Origin of the sequence: uncultured Gimesia sp. (assembly GCF_937910335.1) — a bacterium.
Taxonomy (GTDB): domain Bacteria; phylum Planctomycetota; class Planctomycetia; order Planctomycetales; family Planctomycetaceae; genus Gimesia.
The window spans coordinates 1-17,934 of the sequence record NZ_CALEMX010000268.1; the positions used below are offsets into that span (position 1 = coordinate 1).

The following is a 17,934-nucleotide window of genomic DNA, read 5'->3' on the forward strand; positions in this document are numbered from 1 at the left end:
TGGATAGAGTAATAGAGAATCTTTAAACATGAATCGCGGACTCATTTTGCTTTAAACTTGAAATTATTTTTCACAGCCTGCGATTTCAATGCTTTGATGACAGCCGTATCAAACGTGCTGTTTTGAGGCTGGCTCGTCTGCTTCTTCATTTCTTCCGCAATGAATTGATTGCGTTTTTTTGTCAGCTGCTGAATCTGAAGTTGAATTGCTGTTCGCTCTTTCTGTTTTTTCTCGATGAAAGCAACCCGCTCTTTTTTTGACAGTTTTTTCAGTTGCGCTGGAATTTCTTCTTCTTTCAGATCTTTCAGGTTGACCTTCTTACCGACAATCGCATCGATTAAATCTGCTTTCGCTCGATAGCGTCCCGACCCCTTGAACGTAGCACGATCGGCACCAGATGCAGGGCTGGAGCTACCGGCCAGTTTGTCTGCACCCCCCTGACTTCCAGCGGATTCATTCTGAGACTTTGCGGAGCCATAAAAGAGATAGGTTTTGTTAATACTATGACCTAATTCACTCAGCCTCTTATCGTAAGGTGTTTTTGGTGTGACCACCTGGACGCCCTGATTAATACTTAGATAAGAGCCATCAGCCAATAATGCGCCCTCTTTCCAACCGGTTTGAATTCCCGTTTGTTCGGGTCCACAAAAAATGGTATTGATGGCGATTCCTTTTTGAATGGCGGCCGGGCACGCAACTTTATAATCGACCTTGCCCTGAGTAAAAGGCTCATTGCCGGCGATAAAAATCAGTTTCAAACTTTCATCCGAATCACTCCAGTTCAAGCCGTTGGTGGCTGCCTGAATGACCTGCCCACAATATTCCTCACCCCCATTTGTCTTTAGAGCAAACAGCTTTTCGGAAAGTTGGTCCAGATTTTCGGTGAGAGGCATAATTTGTCTCATGTAACCTTCGCTGGCAGGCAAACTGCTTTTTCCATATTCATAAAGCGCCACTTTCATTACAGGAACTTTTCCATTTTGCCTGGCAGTCGCTAATTCGTTCACGATTTTCCAAAGTTGCGAGCGGGCCTGATTAATCAAGCCTTCCATACTGCCACTCGTATCCAGCAGAATTGCTAACTCAATCGAAGGTTGTCTGGCTTCCGCAGGTTGCGGTTTTTCCTTGGCTTGGCTTGTTTGTTGAATCAGTCCGAAAGAAATGAGGGCTAACAGTGTGACGTGAAAAAACTTGCGCATCGAAACATCCCCTGGTGAAATCAGGATTTTGGTTGAAATGAAGTGCATCTCGCTGGCACATGGAATTGGACGGCAGGCTCAAAAAAGAAGTTCCCGGAATCTGAACGATTTCAGGAACTTTCTCTATTTAAGCGACAAATGCGTGATTTTTCCGCTAGAGACCCGATCCGCAAAACTTACAAAAGGTCGCATCCGGATCATGACCTTCGCGCATACATTCCGGGCAGACCTGCGTTGTAATACCTTTTTTCCCTCCTGAATGAGCCAGCTCTGCCGTTACGATGCCCGTGGGTACAATAATCATGCTGTATCCCAGACACATAATGAGTGCCGCCAGACATTTTCCCAACGGAGTCACTGGCGTCACATCGCCATAACCAACGGTCGTCATCGTCACAATCGCCCAGTACATACTTTGAGGTATGGAATCGAATCCAGTTGCTTTGGTGGGATCATCTGGGAAGTCAGTCCCTTCTATTAAATGCAATGTTGCACCTTCGATCACCACGGCAATGAGTACCGTCGTCAAAAAGACGGTAATTTTGGCACGGCAGGACCAGATCGCTGCTCGTAACTCAGACGCACCGGACAACATGTGCGTCAGCTTGAAAATTCGAAAGGCACGTAACAGACGAATGGCACGTATCACTCCCAGACGATGAATTTCATCTGAATCTACTAAAAACAAAATCAAATACGACGGTAAAATAGAAAGCAGGTCCACCACTCCATAGAAGCTGAAAGCATAACGTAACGGTCGACGGGCACAAAGTAGTCGCGCCACATATTCAATGGTAAACAGAATTGTGAAAAACCACTCGGCCATGGTTAATTGTTTTGCGTATTTGATATCAAGGGACCTGACACTTTCCAGCATGATGGCCAGCACACTGAGCAGAATCGTGATCAACAGGACCACATCGAATACTTTTCCCGCAGGTGTATCTGCTTCAAAGATGATCTCATACCAGCGTTCGCGCCAGGTAAGCGGCTTTGTCTCTTGAGCAGGATTCGATTCAGACATAAAACACTCTCGATGATTAAGATTGAGAATCCGTTAACGATGATCGTGCTGAGTAGATCAGATTATGTGCGAAAATCAGTATTGAGGTCAACATGACTACTCTATCAGAGACATTTTTCAGGTACAGTCCTTCAGATAGGCTATACGCAAACGCAATGTGAGAGGATCAATGCTTTTCGTCAGTTCTTTGACCCTCTATAATAAAACTCGTTTAATCCGGGAGAGATCTCCTTTGCCCAGTCTCTAAGAATCCAGCTTACAGCCTGAAACAGGTCTGAATATGCGTATCGTTATCTCGTGTCTGCTTTCTTTCCTGATCACAGAAAGCCTCTGCGCTGCTTCGCCGGAACCGGCAGACTATTTTGAAAAATCGATTCGACCTGTTCTGGTCAAGTATTGTGCCGATTGTCATGACACGGACGATTCCAAAAACGCTGGGTTAACGCGGGAAGTTTTGATGTGCATCGCGTACCGGACCAGGAATTCCCAAGCACCATGAAGAGCACGTGCGACAGTACCGGTGAATTAAAAGGACTGATCTGATTCACTTCTGAAACTGAAACGAATACAGGTCGGCGTCTTTGAGTTGAACACGCAGGCGAACCGGTTTTCCTTTCAGGCTGCCGACATCTGCTTTTTGATTCCAGGTCACCTTACGGTCGACCGTGTCACCAAACAATTCTGCACACTCTGCCAGAGTAAAGCCCGGAATCGCTTTCCCTTCGGATGTCTGAATTTCCACTCGGATGCTGCCAGCCGCAGAAGTAGCGAAGTTGAGGGATAACTTTGAACCATCGAACATGATCGGCTTAGTCAGGAGTTCTCCCCCTTTCATGGAAGCATGAACTGAAGTAAAACCATCGAGTCGAAGCGTGTATCGCCTCAGCGATCCCCCTTTGCCATGCCAATAATCTTCGGCTGCGTAAATCGAAAGTTCATCGGGAGCACCGCGAAGTGCAGACTTGGTTTCAACAACATGCTCGGCGATAAATTGATGCCCGTATTGCCAGGTGCCCGTACGTTCGATTCCCGGCCTCAGGAACGCTTCATTCCAACGTTTAAAATGCACGCCATCACGACTGACCATCAACAGCCCTTCGCTGATGGCAGTACCATATCGCTCGACAGATGAGGCCCTCATTTTTCGACGTTCAGGATCAGGAAGCGCTTTCATGGATTCTGACCAGCCACGTTCAATATAACGGGCAGGAAATCCAATTCGAAGATGAGGTGCCCGATGATAGGCTTTAACCTGATTCGTATAAAGTTGTTCGCTCGGAGAATCTTCATAAGTCAGATCCGCTTCGTTTTTCCAATTTAAAAAGTCATCCGAGGTGGCGGTTCTGATTGCACGATCTCCCTCTGGTTTCCATTTCTTGGCGGTCGTAACACCTTTCGTAAAGGTGCGGAAATAGGTCCGATATGTATTTTGATCAGAGTCCCAAAATGCAAGATTTTGTGAATCGAAAGCGCCTTTGGTGATAACCGGTTTTTCCTGCATCTGCTTCCAGTGAATCCCATCCGCCGACTGAAAAGCAAACAGGCCACCCTCATGTTGAATACCCGCTAAAGCCTTATATTTCGCCTCTGGTTTACAGTTCGGGTTTTCATCTTTGAACGGTGCAAAGTTATGTGTGCCTCGTCCTTCCAGAATGATGTTATTTTTCTTTGATCCTTTGAATTCAACAAGACCAAGCTCCGGTCGAGTCCAATGAATGCCATCTTTGCTTTCCGCATAACAATAATAATTTTTATGACTGCCGGTATTAAGCTTACCTTCAGATACAATAATGTGTGAACCACGATAATACAGACGGTAAAGATCTCCCTCCTGAATAATCGTGTGATATCCGGAACTGCTTCCCTCCCAGGGTTGATCAAACTGAAACACAACTTCCTGTGGAGTAGGATGCTGCAGCCGAATGCTAGCCTGCCCGGACAGCTTGTCAACCAGGCCGTTATCGATAAACAATTCGCGTCGATCACCAATTTGTAACGGGGCCTCTGCAAAGAGAGATTGCGTACAAAACAACAAGAGCGAAAATAAAAGTGGCAATCGAATGAAACGGGCAGGCATGCTGATGGCTCCTGGAAGGATTAATATGGGAGAGTTTTACGATAACAAAATTTGCAGGGAAATGTAAACTCAGCACATAAAAAAAGCCGATTGATTCGTGATGAACCAATCGGCATTGAATAGCAAAAATTATCGTTTTTTAGAGTACGTTTGACACACCTGGTGTAGGAATCGGGTAGAAACCGTTTTCATCAGGTAATGTCACGGGAGTTGCTTCCCAGGAAAATTCTTTAGGCATGAGATCAACCTTTGATGCCATTGCCTGATCCCAAGTCACAGGTTTACCACCGTAGGTTGCCAATCGACCTAGAATGGAAGTCATGGTTGATTTGGCACCGTATTCTGCTTCGTTATAAGGCGTGCCTTTACGAATCGCAGCGAACAAGTCATCGTGCTCTACCTGATAGGGATTAGGTTTCACATCACGGTACTTCCATTTGTAACCAGCGGTGGTTTCGTACTTGGCGCCACTGATATCACAAGAACCCTTTGAACCCTGAGCATGCTCTGTCACACTATTCCAGCAGTTACGAATGTGTCGGCACTGGCTATACATCCGAGTTCCGTTGGCATATTCGTATTCCACAGCAAAGTGGTCGTAAATTTCACCATACTTCTTGTCGCTACGAACTTGACGTCCACCCATGCCGTGAGCTTTGACAGGGAAATCGTCCATCAACCAGTTACAGACATCGATATTGTGAATATGCTGTTCGTTAATATGATCGCCACACAGCCAGTTATAGTAATACCAGTTTCGCATCTGGTATTCCATTTCCGACTTGGCATCTTCGCGAGCAAGACGTGGCTCCCAAACTCCACCACTGTTCCAGTAGCAGCGCATCGATGTAATATCGCCGATGGCGCCATCTTTCAGCCGCTTAATAGTTTCGATATAAGGTGCCTGGTGATGACGCTGCAAACCCACGCCGACAGCCAGGTTTTTAGACTTGGCTATTATAGCCGCAGCCAGGACTTTTTTGACACCCGTCACATCAGTGGCCACTGGCTTTTCCATGAAGATATGCACGCCTTTATTGACGGCTGCTTCAAAATGGATCGGACGAAACCCCGGAGGTGTAGAAAGAATGACGAGATCGACACCACTATCCAGAACTTTCTGATAGGCATCAAAACCAATAAACTTTTTCTCTTCGGCGACATCAATACGTTCCGGACGTCCGGAAAATTGCTTCTGAAGATTCTTCAGGCTGCTGTCCATGCGATCTCTGAAGGCATCAGCCATAGCTTCCAGTTTGACGTTGCCATCAGTCGACAAGGCTTGACTAGCAGCCCCTGTTCCGCGGCCACCACAGCCTATCAGACCTACTTTGATTTTATCATCACCGCTGGCATAGATATGAGCCGACGACCCTAAAGTGGAAAGAATTCCAGTTCCCACAGCGGTTGCCGTTGTCGTCTTTAAAAAGTCGCGTCGTGAAGTAGGTTGTTTGTTCGATTGAGTCATCAGAGGCCTTTCCCTAATCTGCGTTGTGATCTAGTCAATAATACGTTTATATATAAGCCCAATTATTAATTCGCTCTGCAAAGTACTTATGTATTTTCTCAGAGAAACCGTTTGCTGATTTTCTGTGATTGCATCAGTTATCAAATAATAGTTCTCCACTCTGTTGGTGATTAGCGTCCTTCATCTTCGGGAATGATCGGATCGAGATTATACTTTTTCCGTTCTTCAGCCGTTGGTACTTTGAGAGGACGAACAACACGGAACCCAACCATAATCGCATCGGTATGATACCAGATACTTTGTGGAAGTTGAGGGTCCTGAATTTTCCAGTCTGCACTGGAGAAAATGCGGTTGGCACTGCGCAGTTCTTCAGGTTCATCATCCCAGGAGCCGCCACGAACAATTCGCGGATAAAGCTTGGTCGGTACATTCACCGGGAATTTGAGTGTTCCCTTGCCACTCCATTTTTTATAGGCATCGGGAATGTATTGATCGAGAACCCATTCGGACACATTACCATGCATGTCGTACAGTCCCCATGGATTCGGTTTTTTTGTTCCCACTTTCTGGTACGTATCATTACAGTTGGCATAGTGCCACGCATAGTCATCTAATTTTTCAGGGTTATCGCCAAATGAATAAGCAGTCGTCGTTCCCGCACGGCAGGCATATTCCCATTCTGCTTCTGTGGGTAGACGGTAATAATGGCCGGTTTTGGCACTCAACCATTTACAATAGGTTTTTGCTGCTAACTGAGTCATACAAATGGCAGGATATCCATCATGGCCCATATCAAAGGTCATGTCAGTATAAGGTTTGGTAGGACGAGTCACGGCATCGGCTGCTTTTTCCTTCGCATCCGATTTTCCCCGCATTAGTTTGCGGCGTTGAATATCAAGCTCGAAACTCCAGACATCATACTCATTCCAGGTAACTTCGTGTTTGCCCATCCAGAATGGTTCAATTTTAACCTTCAGTTGAGGCCCCTCATCATCTTCCCGGCTCTTTTCACTAGCAGGGCTGCCCAGCGTATATTCACCACCGGGAATGGGCACCATGTCAAAAGAAAGTTCCGTATTGGCCAATTTTTCGGTGTAGGGTTTCATCTCTTTTGCGGTCTCACCCGCATTGACCAGCGAAACAGAAAACAGGATCAGGGCAAGGAATACGAGTTTGCCTTGCATTAAGAGACTCTGACGACATACGCTAAGCATATTAGTTTACTCCGTATCGGTAAGCTTCAATCGGTCTTTGATCAGGGTTGATGATGTCATACATTTTTCAGACTTGCCTGCTGATCTCCACTTTGTCAGGCAATCAACAGTGCACGGATAGCGAAATTCTCAGCCGGTTTGAATTTCAGGAAGTGCATATGGGTGTGCAATGGAGAATCGTATTATATGCAACCGACAAAGCAATCGCAAACAAAGCGGCTCAAAATGCCTTCTCCCGTGTTAAGGAACTTAATAAAATCCTTAGTGATTACGACCCGGAAAGTGAATTGAACAAGTTATGCCGCTTATCAGGGCCGGGAAAACCAATTCCCGTCAGCCCCACCTTGCTGACAGTACTGAAAAATAGTCAAGCACTTTCGCAGGAAACGAATGGCGCATTTGATGTTACAATCAGTCCTGTTGTCAGGCTCTGGAGACGCGCACGACGTAAAAAAGCAATGCCTACCAGCCAGAGGCTGCAGGAGGCACGCAGCAAAGTCGGCTATAAACTGATGAAAATCTCGCAGAAAAATCAGACGGTCGAACTGCTTAAAAATGAGATGCGACTTGATCTGGGTGGCATTGCAAAAGGATACGCGGCTGACATCGCACTCAACGTGTTGAAGAAAAACGGAGTGCCACGCGCTATGGTTGATGCCAGTGGTGATATCGTACTAGGTGACCCGCCTCCTGGTAAATGTGGCTGGAAAATTGGTATCGCTTCTTCCGATGACCCGAAAGCAAACCAGGATCGGTATCTGTTATTGCATAACATGGCGGTCGCCACATCGGGGGATGCTCTGCAACATGTCGATCTCGATGGGAAACGCTATTCACATATTGTCGATCCGCGAACAGGACTGGGGCTCACAGATCAAAGTCGTGTCACAGTCATTGCCCCGGATGGAACAACGGCAGACAGCCTCGCTTCTGCCATCAGCGTGCTAGGGCCGGAACAGGGTATCAAACTGCTGAATCAAAAACCGAGTACCGCATGTCTGATTCTCAGACACGAAGCCCGACACCAAGACAGACAAATCGTATCGTATGAATCCCATTGTTTTTCCTGCTATGAGCTGAAACAAAATTGAAAGGTGAGAGGAACTCCCATGACAGAGAATCTGGTTTACCTGAACGGCGAATATGTACCAGCAAACGAGGCAAAAATTTCCATCTTTGATGGTGCGATTAGCCTGGGAATGACAGTCACGGAATCCACACGAACCTTCGCGCATCAACCGTACCGTTTGCGTGATCACATCGACCGTCTGTTTCTCAGCCTGAAAGCGGCCCGCTTCGATGCCGGCATGACGCCGGATGAACTGGAACGGCTCACCCTCGAAGTCTGGGAGAAAAATAAGCCCTTATACGAAGCAGGCACAGATGCCTGGATTATTCATAATATTACGCCCGGTCAGTGGGTGCCCTCGAGTGGTCAAAAACCAGCAGAGTCTCAATCGACGGTCATGATCATCACGTTACCACTTGACCTTTCCTATTGGAAAGATTTCTACCAGGTCGGCTGCCATGCAGTTACACCTGTCACACGGATTCAACCAGCCCAGTCACTTGATGCCCGTATAAAAAACCGGAGTCGATTTACCTATAGCCTGGCAGAATCAGAAGTAAAACTGGTAGACCCCATGGCGCAGAGTTTGTTACTCGATACAAATGGGTTTCTCTCTGAAAACAAGGGAGGTAACTTTTTCCTGGTGACGAACAATCGAATACGTACGCCGAGTACCATCAACTGTCTGGACGGGATCAGCCGACAAACGATCTTTCTGTTAGCCGCACAATTGGGAATCCCCATCGAGGAATGCCAGCTTCTGCCCTACGATGTAATCATCGCTGACGAAGCCTTCTTTACCAGTACCCCCTACTGCATCATGCCAGCCACAAAGTTCAATGGAATCGAGATTGGTGATGGTAAGCTGGGGCCAATCACGAAAAAGTTATTAGCCACCTGGAGCGAAATGGTCGGTGTTGACATTATTGAACAAGCCCAGGCTCCATCACAGAACTAAATCAGACTAGTTTATTGAGTTCATTTTATTTAAATGACGCAGCAACTTTTTTCCATTCACGCGATTCTTTCATCTTCCCCAGTTCTTCACAGTACCAGGATACCTGAAGACAAATCGCATTTGTTGGATGACTGAGAGCCCCACTGGAAACAATTTTATACAACTCCCTATAAGTCCGCGCTAAAGATTTTGCCTTTTGGAAGAACTGTTGCGCTTCCTGCTGCTGGCCCATGGCTTGTAGAATCATGCCAGTATGTTGCAGGTATTTCATCTGGTATGGATCTACCTTGAGCGCCGCTTGAATTTCTTCCAGCGCCATTTTCAGGTTATCTTTCTGAAATTGAAACCGACTGCGTACCCAGAACCAACGATCATCCTTTTCCAGCATCTTTTGAATTTTTTGTGGATACTTCTGTTTTGGTTGTAGAATGGCCTCACACTTTTGCAGCTCACCTAATTCCAGATAAAAGTCAGCTGCGACTAAAATCGAGTCAATTCGATGGGGATTAACTAATTGTACCTCTTCAATCAAAGCCCGTGCCTCGTCGATTTCGCCGAGCTTCCAATAGCAATACCCCAATGCTAATAAAATGGAGGCTTGCCCAGGTTCAGCATCATTGATTTTTTTTAATAAACGAATGGATTCCTGGGCAATCGGAGGCTTAAATTCAATATACAATAAGTGAACGAGAAGCGGAAAGGGGTCTTCCACATACGGGAGTCTCTCTTTCAAAAGGTTTTCTGCATCCCTGACCCGAAACTGATTGAAGTAAATCCACTGCAGTTCTGTTCGCGCAGTTGATGAATTAGGGTATTCAGCTAAATAGGATTTGAAAGCTTCTTCCGCCAGCTCTATTTTTTCATCGAGGAAGTAACACATTGCTGCATTCAACACAGCGGGCTCGTAATACTTTGAATCCTTAGAAAGCCTGGCAAATTGAATCGAAGCGCTAGTGTAGTCTTCCTGGAGAAAGTAACTCTGTGCGAGATAAAACAGAGCCTTGTCATTTTCAGGATCGTATTTCAATAGCCATTTAAGATCGTCTATGGCTTGAGCCGGCTTTTTTTTGACAAGCAACAGTTCTGCCTGCCTGATCGTTTCCTCAGCACCACCAATCGCATATTTTTCAATGGAATAGCTTGTTAGCCAGACAATAATTGCCAGACTGATTAGGCCAATAATAAGAATGCTTCGTTTACGCAAAAGGATCTCATTTTTCTAAAAACTATCGCAGGTTCTTCACTCGTTTTGATTGACGGGCACTCTCTACAGTCGAGACAACACCTGTCATAACATGATTCATCTCCGACACTATTCGATCATTGATTTTCTACTTATATCTTTGCTCCGAGGTAGATCCCAACTGCGGGATTTTTTAATCAGTTTTCTAATTTTGATCCAGCCTGAGCTTCGGTATTCAGAAACCAGGGAACATCTTGTCTTAACCACTCAACAATAGTCTGGGCTGCAATGGCGTTTGCTTTACCGTTGGGATGATGGTCTGTGGAGTGAACCCAGAGATCAGATGTTTTCAGACCTGCAAACGCAGCCGTAAGATCCAATACCGGTAGCCCGGCTTCCTCTGCAATGGCTTTCACCTTTTCATGAATTGATTGCAACGGATATCCAGACTCCAATCCTTCCATCAATGGATAAATCACAAAAACGGATCGACAGCCAGGAATTTTAGGGATGGTCTGAATCGTTTCTTTAAGGACTTTCAAATTCCCTTCGTTGTAACGAGGATCATAAGAATCGAGATACCATTGAATCGTTTCCCGTTTGATTTTTTCCATTTCAAAAGGGGCTGTCATTAAACCGATTGATTTCAAATAACCGCCATGCCAGCTGGTTTTCTTGTAATCATCCAGATATTGATCGCGAATTTGTACCAGATCATTGATATATTTCTGACGTTTGGCCAATTGGGGGTGTACGGGGATATCATTGGGAATAAAAACAAAGATCGCCCTGTTGCAGTTCGCCCCCCTGGCAATGGCAGCCAGAATCTGAAGTTCATCCATGGTGTTCGCACCCACCTGACCACCGTTGATAACTTCATACTTCTTACCCAACAAAGATTCCATTTGGCGCGCCATTGTTTTTTCAATGGGAACTCCCTCACCAAACACAAACGAATCACCAATACAGGCGATGCGCATCACACCTTCTGGTGGCTGGTCCGAGATTTCCCGATTACGAATCCCTTTAGATGAATGCTCATATTTCACGCACCACGGAGTTTCCGAGAGCCGGTTCAACGGGAGTTGTTCGGGATCAAGAGTATAGGTCGACAGCTCCCAATTGCCGTCTTCGATATTTGGTACGGGTAGCATTTCCTGATTGTGATTATCTGGATAACACTGATAATACACGACATGATCGGTATCCGCATGATTGATTAATTTTCTTTTCGAAATCAAGCGGGGAGGCGAAATCTGTAAAACTCGCACCACTGTTTCGATCACCGCCAGACTCAGAATCAAGCCAATACACAACGCAGCGAGCCGGAACAGGATGTTCTTTTTTTTGCTGCTTTGATTCGCGGTATCGTCCGATTCGATTGGTATGTTCTTTTCCAGTTGGTTCAATGTATTTTTCTATCAATCTAGAAATAAAAAATAAGAATTATATCGCTTTGATTATAAGGAGCGCTTCAGGTGAGATTCTACTTATTTTGATATAAATCAATTCGATTTTGAATATCTCTGGCAGGTTCCGAACCTGGGGGGACCATTTTGAGTGCTGTTTGCAAGGCATCGATAGCCGCTTTCGTTTTTCCCAATCGATACAATGATTCTCCAAGATTGAAATATGCCGGCGCGAAATCAGGAGACGTTTTTACTGCCAACTGAAAATATTTTTCTGCTTGCCGGTGGTTACCTTTTTGCTGAAGTTTCGTTCCTAGCAGATTATAAGCGAATGTTAATTCCTGAATAACCTGCTTGTATAAGTCTGGCAATTTTTCCGGACTGAGTGATTGCAACGCAGATTCATAGTGCTGAACCGCTTTCTGCAGGTCCGCATTTTTTGCAGCAATCAAGCCCAGGTTAAATTCATTTACCGGGTCTAAGAAACCCTGTTTCCGCGAGAGCTCAAACTGCTGCTCTGCATTGACCACGTCCCCCATCTCCAGATAGAGATTCCCAAGAGCTTCCCGCACTTCAAGGGCATCCGGGTTGAATTTTAAAGCCAACTGATAATATCGCAGTGCCTCTTTGAACTGACTTTTCACGCGCGCCAGATTTCCCAATCCATGTAAGGCAACGATATTTTGTGGTTGGGCCTGTATGGCTTGCTGGTAATGGTGCAAGGCTTTTTTATTCTGTTTTGTTGATTCGTAATATACCCCCAGGGCAATATGTGCTTTCGGGTACTTTGGATCGATCTTCAATGCCTGATGATAGTATTTGACTGCCCGATTGATATCTCCCAGTTGTTTATAGGTCGCTCCCAGATTTTGATTAGTACCGAGATCATCAGGTAGCACTTCGATGGCCTGTTCAAAATAGTACAGCGCCTTCTCATACTTTTTTGCTTTAAACGATAAGTGACCGAGATTATTCAGCACGATAAAAGCACGCGGATTATATGCCAGACAATGCTGGTAAAGTGCACTACTATCAGCCCAGGTTGCAGTTTGAATAAAACTCAGACCGGCACAGAAAAACAGGACAGTACAAGTAAAAATCAGGACGACTGCTTTTTGAGCATCTCGCAAGAGCCAGGCAATCCCGAGAGCCGGACCCAGCATTGAGAGGTAAACATACCTGTCCGCCACCGTGGAAACAAATTGATATGCGAAAGGAATCAGGCCCAGCACTGGTAATAACCCGACTATAAAAATGGCGATTGCGGTCATCCAGATGCGTCTCTGCCTCGAAATACAGGCGAGCAGAATAATCAGACAGGGAATCAACCAGGACCAATAAATCCAGGAATTATTTAGAATCAGTTTAATACTCTTGTCGTATTGCATCACCAGGGGAGCTGGTAGAAATAGTTTCTGAAAATAAAATGCCAGCGCATCACCAACAATGAATGGTCTGGCCCAAAACGGACTTTCGAAAAGCAGATCTGACTGCTCGCCTCGATTAATCAGAATCATCACCAGGGCAATCATCAGCCAACTGAATATCCACGCGCGCAGTTTTTTAAAATACCCAGTACAGAATACATAGACGAGAATGCCTATGATCAATGGTGTAATTACTGAACTTGGTTTTGCCAACATTGAGAGCAATAAACAAATCGTGGCTATCATCAATTCAGAATTGGATTTCCACTTTTGAATCACAGTAGAAGGTTTTGGATCAGATGGGGATATTTCAAACTGCTTCACGTATCTCAGCGTAAAATAGATGGTTGCAAGCGAAAAGAAATTACTGAGTAACCCGCGTGTTTCGCTGATCCAGACAACAGATTCCACCTGTAAAGGATGCAATACAAACAGGAGCCCTCCCAGGCAGGCCGCACGATTGTCATTCACAATGAAATTCAAAATCCGGTAAACCAGCAGCGAATTTGCGAGATGCAGCAGTAAGCTGCCTCCATGAAAAATATAGGGGGCCAATACCGCGTTTTCCTGAAAGCCAAACAGACGTGTCAGAGATACCTCAATCGCAAAGAAAGAGTAACTGAGGGGAATATAAAGCCCCTCATAGGGCTGACTCCATATATTCCAGATCCCACTTAATGAAACGGGATTCAGGTTTGGATTCTCAGACAGATGCAGATTGTCGTCCCAATCCAGTAACGGATATGACAGACATTGCGAAAAAACCAGCAAAACAACCACCAGATAAAGTAATGCGACTCCGAATAGGTTTGTTTTCGCTGATAACTGCGTGGTATCAACCTCTGATATATTTTGAGGGAATGTTTCATTCATCTATGATTTTCTTTATACATCAATCGAATGTCAGATATCATTTCCAGGTAATTCAGAAGTTGATTGACTCGATTCAGAGTTTATCTGCTAGTATCATCCTATTTAACATTGTTTCGAGGTTCAATGGATTTATATCACATCTTTTCAGCAACTCTCTTTACCGAGAATGAAATAATGATATTGAATCACATACCAGAGTGATAAATAATGGGGTTTCCTTCTTTTTTATAAATTTCTTCTTAATGGATTCAGAACCGAAGTGAAATTGTACTCCTTGTTTCGATTAACTCATTCCTGGGTGCCCATTCTGTGCTGCCTTGCCTTTTGTCCTGGTTGTGAAAAAACGGCTCCTGTTCCCGTAAATGAAACGAAGAGCGCGACAGAAAAGACATCTCCCACCACACAAAAAACACTTCCTGGAGATAATGTTCCTGCACCTTTCTGGTTTAGCGAGATTGCACAGAAAGCAGGTATCGACTTTACCTATTATGGTAATCCGAGCCCGCAACATTATATGGTGGAACAGAACGGCGGAGGAGTGGCGCTGTTCGATTTTGATGGTGACCATCAGTTAGACATCTTCCTGGCGAATGGCTCTCATTTCGATCAACCCGCAGAAGAGGCCGGTATGTTTCACCAACTTTATCGGGGTTCGATACAAGAGCACGGTGAGCTGAACTACCAGAATGCCACAGCACCTGCCGGCTTGAAGAAATCCGGATTTGGCATGGGAGTGGCCTGCGGCGATTACAACAATGATGGATTTGTTGATTTGTATTTGTGTATGTACGGGAAAAACTATTTCTGGGAAAATAATGGGGATGGTACGTTTTCCGATATCACAACGACCACATCAACCGGAGACGATCTGTGGGGCGCCAGCGCTGCGTTTGGTGATTTAGATGGAGATGGCGACCTTGATCTTTATGTGACAAACTATGTGGAATATTCCTCAAAGGAACCGCCTTGTCACACGACAATCGAATCAAAACGCGTAAAAATATCCTGTGGCCCCATCGGCAGAATTGCACAAAACGATTTGCTCTATGAAAACCAGGGGAATGGACGCTTTGTCGAAAGTTCTGAAGCTACGGGCATCAAGCAACAAACCGCAGGTAAAGGCCTGGCGGTTCAGATTGTCGATCTTAACCATGATGGCTTACTCGATCTCTTTGTAGCCAATGACACGACGGATAATTTTCTCTTCATCAACAAAGGTAACTTTACCTTTGAAGAACAAGCCTTAATTCTGGGAGTTGCAGTCGGAGACCATGGAGAACCTCAATCTTCCATGGGAATTGCGTGTGCCGATTACAATCGGAACGGACTGCTCGATATTTTTGTTACGAATTTCGAAAACGCAGCCAATGATTTTTATGAACAGCTTGAACTGGGAGGCTTCCTGACAACCAATTCACAATTAGGGCTGGATACAATGTCTCGTCCCATGCTGGCGTTTGGTACTGTGTTTGCGGATTTCAATCTTGATCAATGGCCTGATCTATTCGTCGCCAATGGTCACATCTGGGACCTGAGTACATTAGGAACTGAGCACAAATATGAAATGCCCCAGCAACTGTTTTATAACCAACAGGGAAAACGCTTCCAGGATGTCTCAAAAAAGTCGGGACTCTATTTTCAGGATAAATTTCTTGGTCGTGCAACGGCGGTTGGAGATATTGATAACGATGGCGATGCTGATCTCCTTGCATCTCATGAAATTAAACCGGTGGGACTTTTACGAAATGACAGCCCCCACAAGGGTAAAAGTGTAAGACTCAAGATGATTGGTGTGCGGGCTGCCAGAGAACCACTTGGCTGTTCGATAAAAGTGACGACGGGTGAGATCGAGCAAATTCTGATTATCCCTGCTGGAGGAAGCTTTCAGTCTTCCAGCGATCCACGGGTCTTAATCCCGGTGGGCACAGCAACCTTAATCGATTCCCTCATAATGACCTGGCCAGATGGAACAAAAGAAGAATGGAGGCAGCTTCCTGTGCAAAAAGAAATCGTCCTGCTACAAGGAACAGGAAAATAGTCGGTATTGCCCTTCGGCTTTTATTTGTGTTACTACACAGATTAGAGAGCAAAGCAATACAACTCCTGCATACTATTTATGAAACACGATCATTCATCCTCCATATTTCTCATTTGTTGATTGAGTAGTTCATGACGGCGATTCTGGGAATCTCAGCTTTCTACCATGACTCAGCCGCTGCGATTATCGTTGATGGTGAGATCATTGCCGCAGCTCAGGAAGAACGCTTTACTCGAATCAAGCACGACTCGGCGTTCCCTGTACACGCCATCGAGTATTGCCTCCGTGAAGCTCAGCTAACGCCTGAGCAGATCGATTTTGTGGGCTTCTATGAAAAACCATTTTTGAAATTTGATCGATTGCTGGAAACAACCCTGGCATTTGCCCCCTTCGGCTTCAAGGCATTTCTGAATACAATCCCCAGCTGGCTCAAATCAAAGCTCCACATCCCGAAACTCATTTATGAAGGTCTGCAACACCAATATAAAAAACGCATTATATTTACCGAACACCATGAATCTCATGCAGCTAGCGCTTTTTTCCCGTCCCCCTTTGAAGAGGCTGCCTTCCTGACAGTAGATGGAGTCGGAGAATGGGCTACTGCCAGTTATGGAACCGGCGCGGGAAACAGAATTGATATTCAGAGTGAACTCCATTTCCCGCATTCACCGGGCCTGTTGTATTCTGCATTTACCTATTACTGTGGATTTCGAGTCAATTCCGGTGAGTATAAACTGATGGGACTGGCCCCCTATGGCGCGCCCCGGTTTGCTGATCTGATCCGTCAAAACCTGGTCGACATTAAACCAGACGGATCAATACGCCTCGACCTGTCTTACTTCAATTTCTGTCATGGAATGACCATGACATCAAATAAATTCCATCGACTGTTTGCCGGCTTACCCCGCAGCCCTGAATCGGAAATCACACAACATGACATGGATCTGGCGGCGTCGATCCAGGCAGTGATTGAAGAAATCCTGATGAAGATGGTCAGGCACGTTCATTCACAAACAAATCAATCGCGGCTCTGCATGGCAGGTGGAGTCGCTTTAAACTGTGTGGCGAATGGGAAGATCTTGCGCGAAGGCCCTTTTGAAGAAATCTGGATTCAACCAGCGGCCGGCGATGCTGGTGGTGCGCTGGGGGTTGCACTTTTTATCTGGAATCAATTGTTGGAAAATCCCCGGCAGGTAAACGCCAATGATCAACAGAAAGGAAGTTTTCTAGGTCCCCAATTTTCAGAAGCAGAAATTCGTCATTTTCTGGATGAGAAGCAAGTCGTTTACCACTACGTTTCTGATGAAAATGAACTGTGCAAAAAAGTCGCAAATGAAATCGCTTCCGAGAAAGTCGTCGGATGGATGCAGGGACGCATGGAATTTGGGCCGCGGGCTCTGGGGGGCAGGAGCATTCTGGGAGATGCACGCAGTGTTTCAATGCAGTCCAAAATGAACCGTAAAATCAAGTTCCGAGAATCATTCCGTCCCTTCGCACCCTCCGTTTTACAAAATAAAGCGACCGAGTATTTCGAATTTCCGGCTCATACCAATAGCCCTTACATGCTGCAGGTTGCCAACATTCAAAAGCAACAAAGGCATCCCACTTCATCAGAAACAGAATGTCTGACTGGGTTACAGAAACTTCAGATTTGTCGCTCTTCAGTTCCCGCGATTACACACGTTGATTATTCTTCCCGGTTACAGACGGTGGACGAAACCCGTCACGGCCGATATTTTAACCTGCTCTCCGAATTTGAAAAACTGACAGACTCTCCCGTAATGATCAACACCAGTTTCAATGTCAGGGGAGAACCTATTGTCTGCAGTCCTCAAGACGCCATGAATTGCTTTATGGCTACAAATATGGACGTCCTGGTATTAGAACGTTTTATCATACTGAAGTCAGAACAACCGAATGCACGAGACTTTGAAGACGATCAACATCTCGATCAGTTTGCCCTCGATTAATAATTATAATGTATTTGCCTCTAGT

The 17,934-nt window shown here is 45.5% G+C and carries 12 protein-coding genes; 4 read left to right on the plus strand and 8 right to left on the minus strand.

Annotation, left to right across the window (positions count from 1 at the left end; all coding sequences use genetic code 11):
* Positions 1 to 41: 41 nt before the first annotated feature.
* The 5 genes from Q0668_RS10920 to Q0668_RS10940 form a co-directional block, all read right to left on the minus strand.
* Positions 42 to 1,199: a VWA domain-containing protein gene (locus tag Q0668_RS10920; RefSeq protein ID WP_298864188.1), complete on the minus strand. Its 1,158-nt coding sequence runs from the start codon at positions 1,197 to 1,199 to the stop codon at positions 42 to 44.
* Positions 1,200 to 1,353: 154 nt separating this feature from the next.
* Positions 1,354 to 2,223, minus strand: coding sequence for an ion transporter (locus Q0668_RS10925; protein WP_298864191.1), 870 nt, complete (start codon positions 2,221 to 2,223; stop codon positions 1,354 to 1,356).
* Between the two features lie 544 nt (positions 2,224 to 2,767).
* Positions 2,768 to 4,300 (minus strand): hypothetical protein, encoded by a 1,533-nt coding sequence (locus Q0668_RS10930; protein ID WP_298864194.1) that lies wholly within the window; start codon positions 4,298 to 4,300, stop codon positions 2,768 to 2,770.
* Positions 4,301 to 4,439: 139 nt separating this feature from the next.
* Positions 4,440 to 5,768, minus strand: a complete 1,329-nt coding sequence (locus Q0668_RS10935) for a Gfo/Idh/MocA family oxidoreductase (protein ID WP_298864197.1) — start codon at positions 5,766 to 5,768, stop codon at positions 4,440 to 4,442.
* A gap of 170 nt (positions 5,769 to 5,938) precedes the next feature.
* A complete protein-coding gene (locus Q0668_RS10940) occupies positions 5,939 to 6,982 on the minus strand; it encodes a formylglycine-generating enzyme family protein (protein WP_298864199.1) in 1,044 nt (347 codons plus the stop codon).
* 53 nt (positions 6,983 to 7,035) lie between these two features.
* Between Q0668_RS10940 and Q0668_RS10945 the strand changes: the two genes are divergently transcribed.
* Positions 7,036 to 8,073 (plus strand): FAD:protein FMN transferase, encoded by a 1,038-nt coding sequence (locus tag Q0668_RS10945; RefSeq protein ID WP_298864202.1) that lies wholly within the window; start codon positions 7,036 to 7,038, stop codon positions 8,071 to 8,073.
* Between the two features lie 18 nt (positions 8,074 to 8,091).
* Complete coding sequence (locus Q0668_RS10950; protein WP_298864206.1) at positions 8,092 to 9,009, plus strand: aminotransferase class IV; 918 nt, start codon at positions 8,092 to 8,094, stop codon at positions 9,007 to 9,009.
* Positions 9,010 to 9,034: 25 nt separating this feature from the next.
* Here Q0668_RS10950 and Q0668_RS10955 read toward each other — a convergent pair whose 3' ends face one another.
* From Q0668_RS10955 to Q0668_RS10965, 3 genes are all read right to left on the minus strand, one after another.
* Positions 9,035 to 10,213: a tetratricopeptide repeat protein gene (locus tag Q0668_RS10955; protein WP_298864209.1), complete on the minus strand. Its 1,179-nt coding sequence runs from the start codon at positions 10,211 to 10,213 to the stop codon at positions 9,035 to 9,037.
* A 176-nt stretch (positions 10,214 to 10,389) separates the two neighbouring features.
* A complete protein-coding gene (locus Q0668_RS10960) occupies positions 10,390 to 11,601 on the minus strand; it encodes a hypothetical protein (RefSeq protein WP_298864213.1) in 1,212 nt (403 codons plus the stop codon).
* Positions 11,602 to 11,678: 77 nt separating this feature from the next.
* Positions 11,679 to 13,901: a tetratricopeptide repeat protein gene (locus Q0668_RS10965; protein ID WP_298864216.1), complete on the minus strand. Its 2,223-nt coding sequence runs from the start codon at positions 13,899 to 13,901 to the stop codon at positions 11,679 to 11,681.
* Positions 13,902 to 14,160: 259 nt separating this feature from the next.
* Here Q0668_RS10965 and Q0668_RS10970 point away from each other — a divergent pair, with 259 nt between their 5' ends.
* Positions 14,161 to 15,939 (plus strand): CRTAC1 family protein, encoded by a 1,779-nt coding sequence (locus Q0668_RS10970; protein WP_298864219.1) that lies wholly within the window; start codon positions 14,161 to 14,163, stop codon positions 15,937 to 15,939.
* Positions 15,940 to 16,070: 131 nt separating this feature from the next.
* Positions 16,071 to 17,909, plus strand: coding sequence for a carbamoyltransferase (locus Q0668_RS10975; protein WP_298864222.1), 1,839 nt, complete (start codon positions 16,071 to 16,073; stop codon positions 17,907 to 17,909).
* Positions 17,910 to 17,934 lie beyond the last annotated feature (25 nt).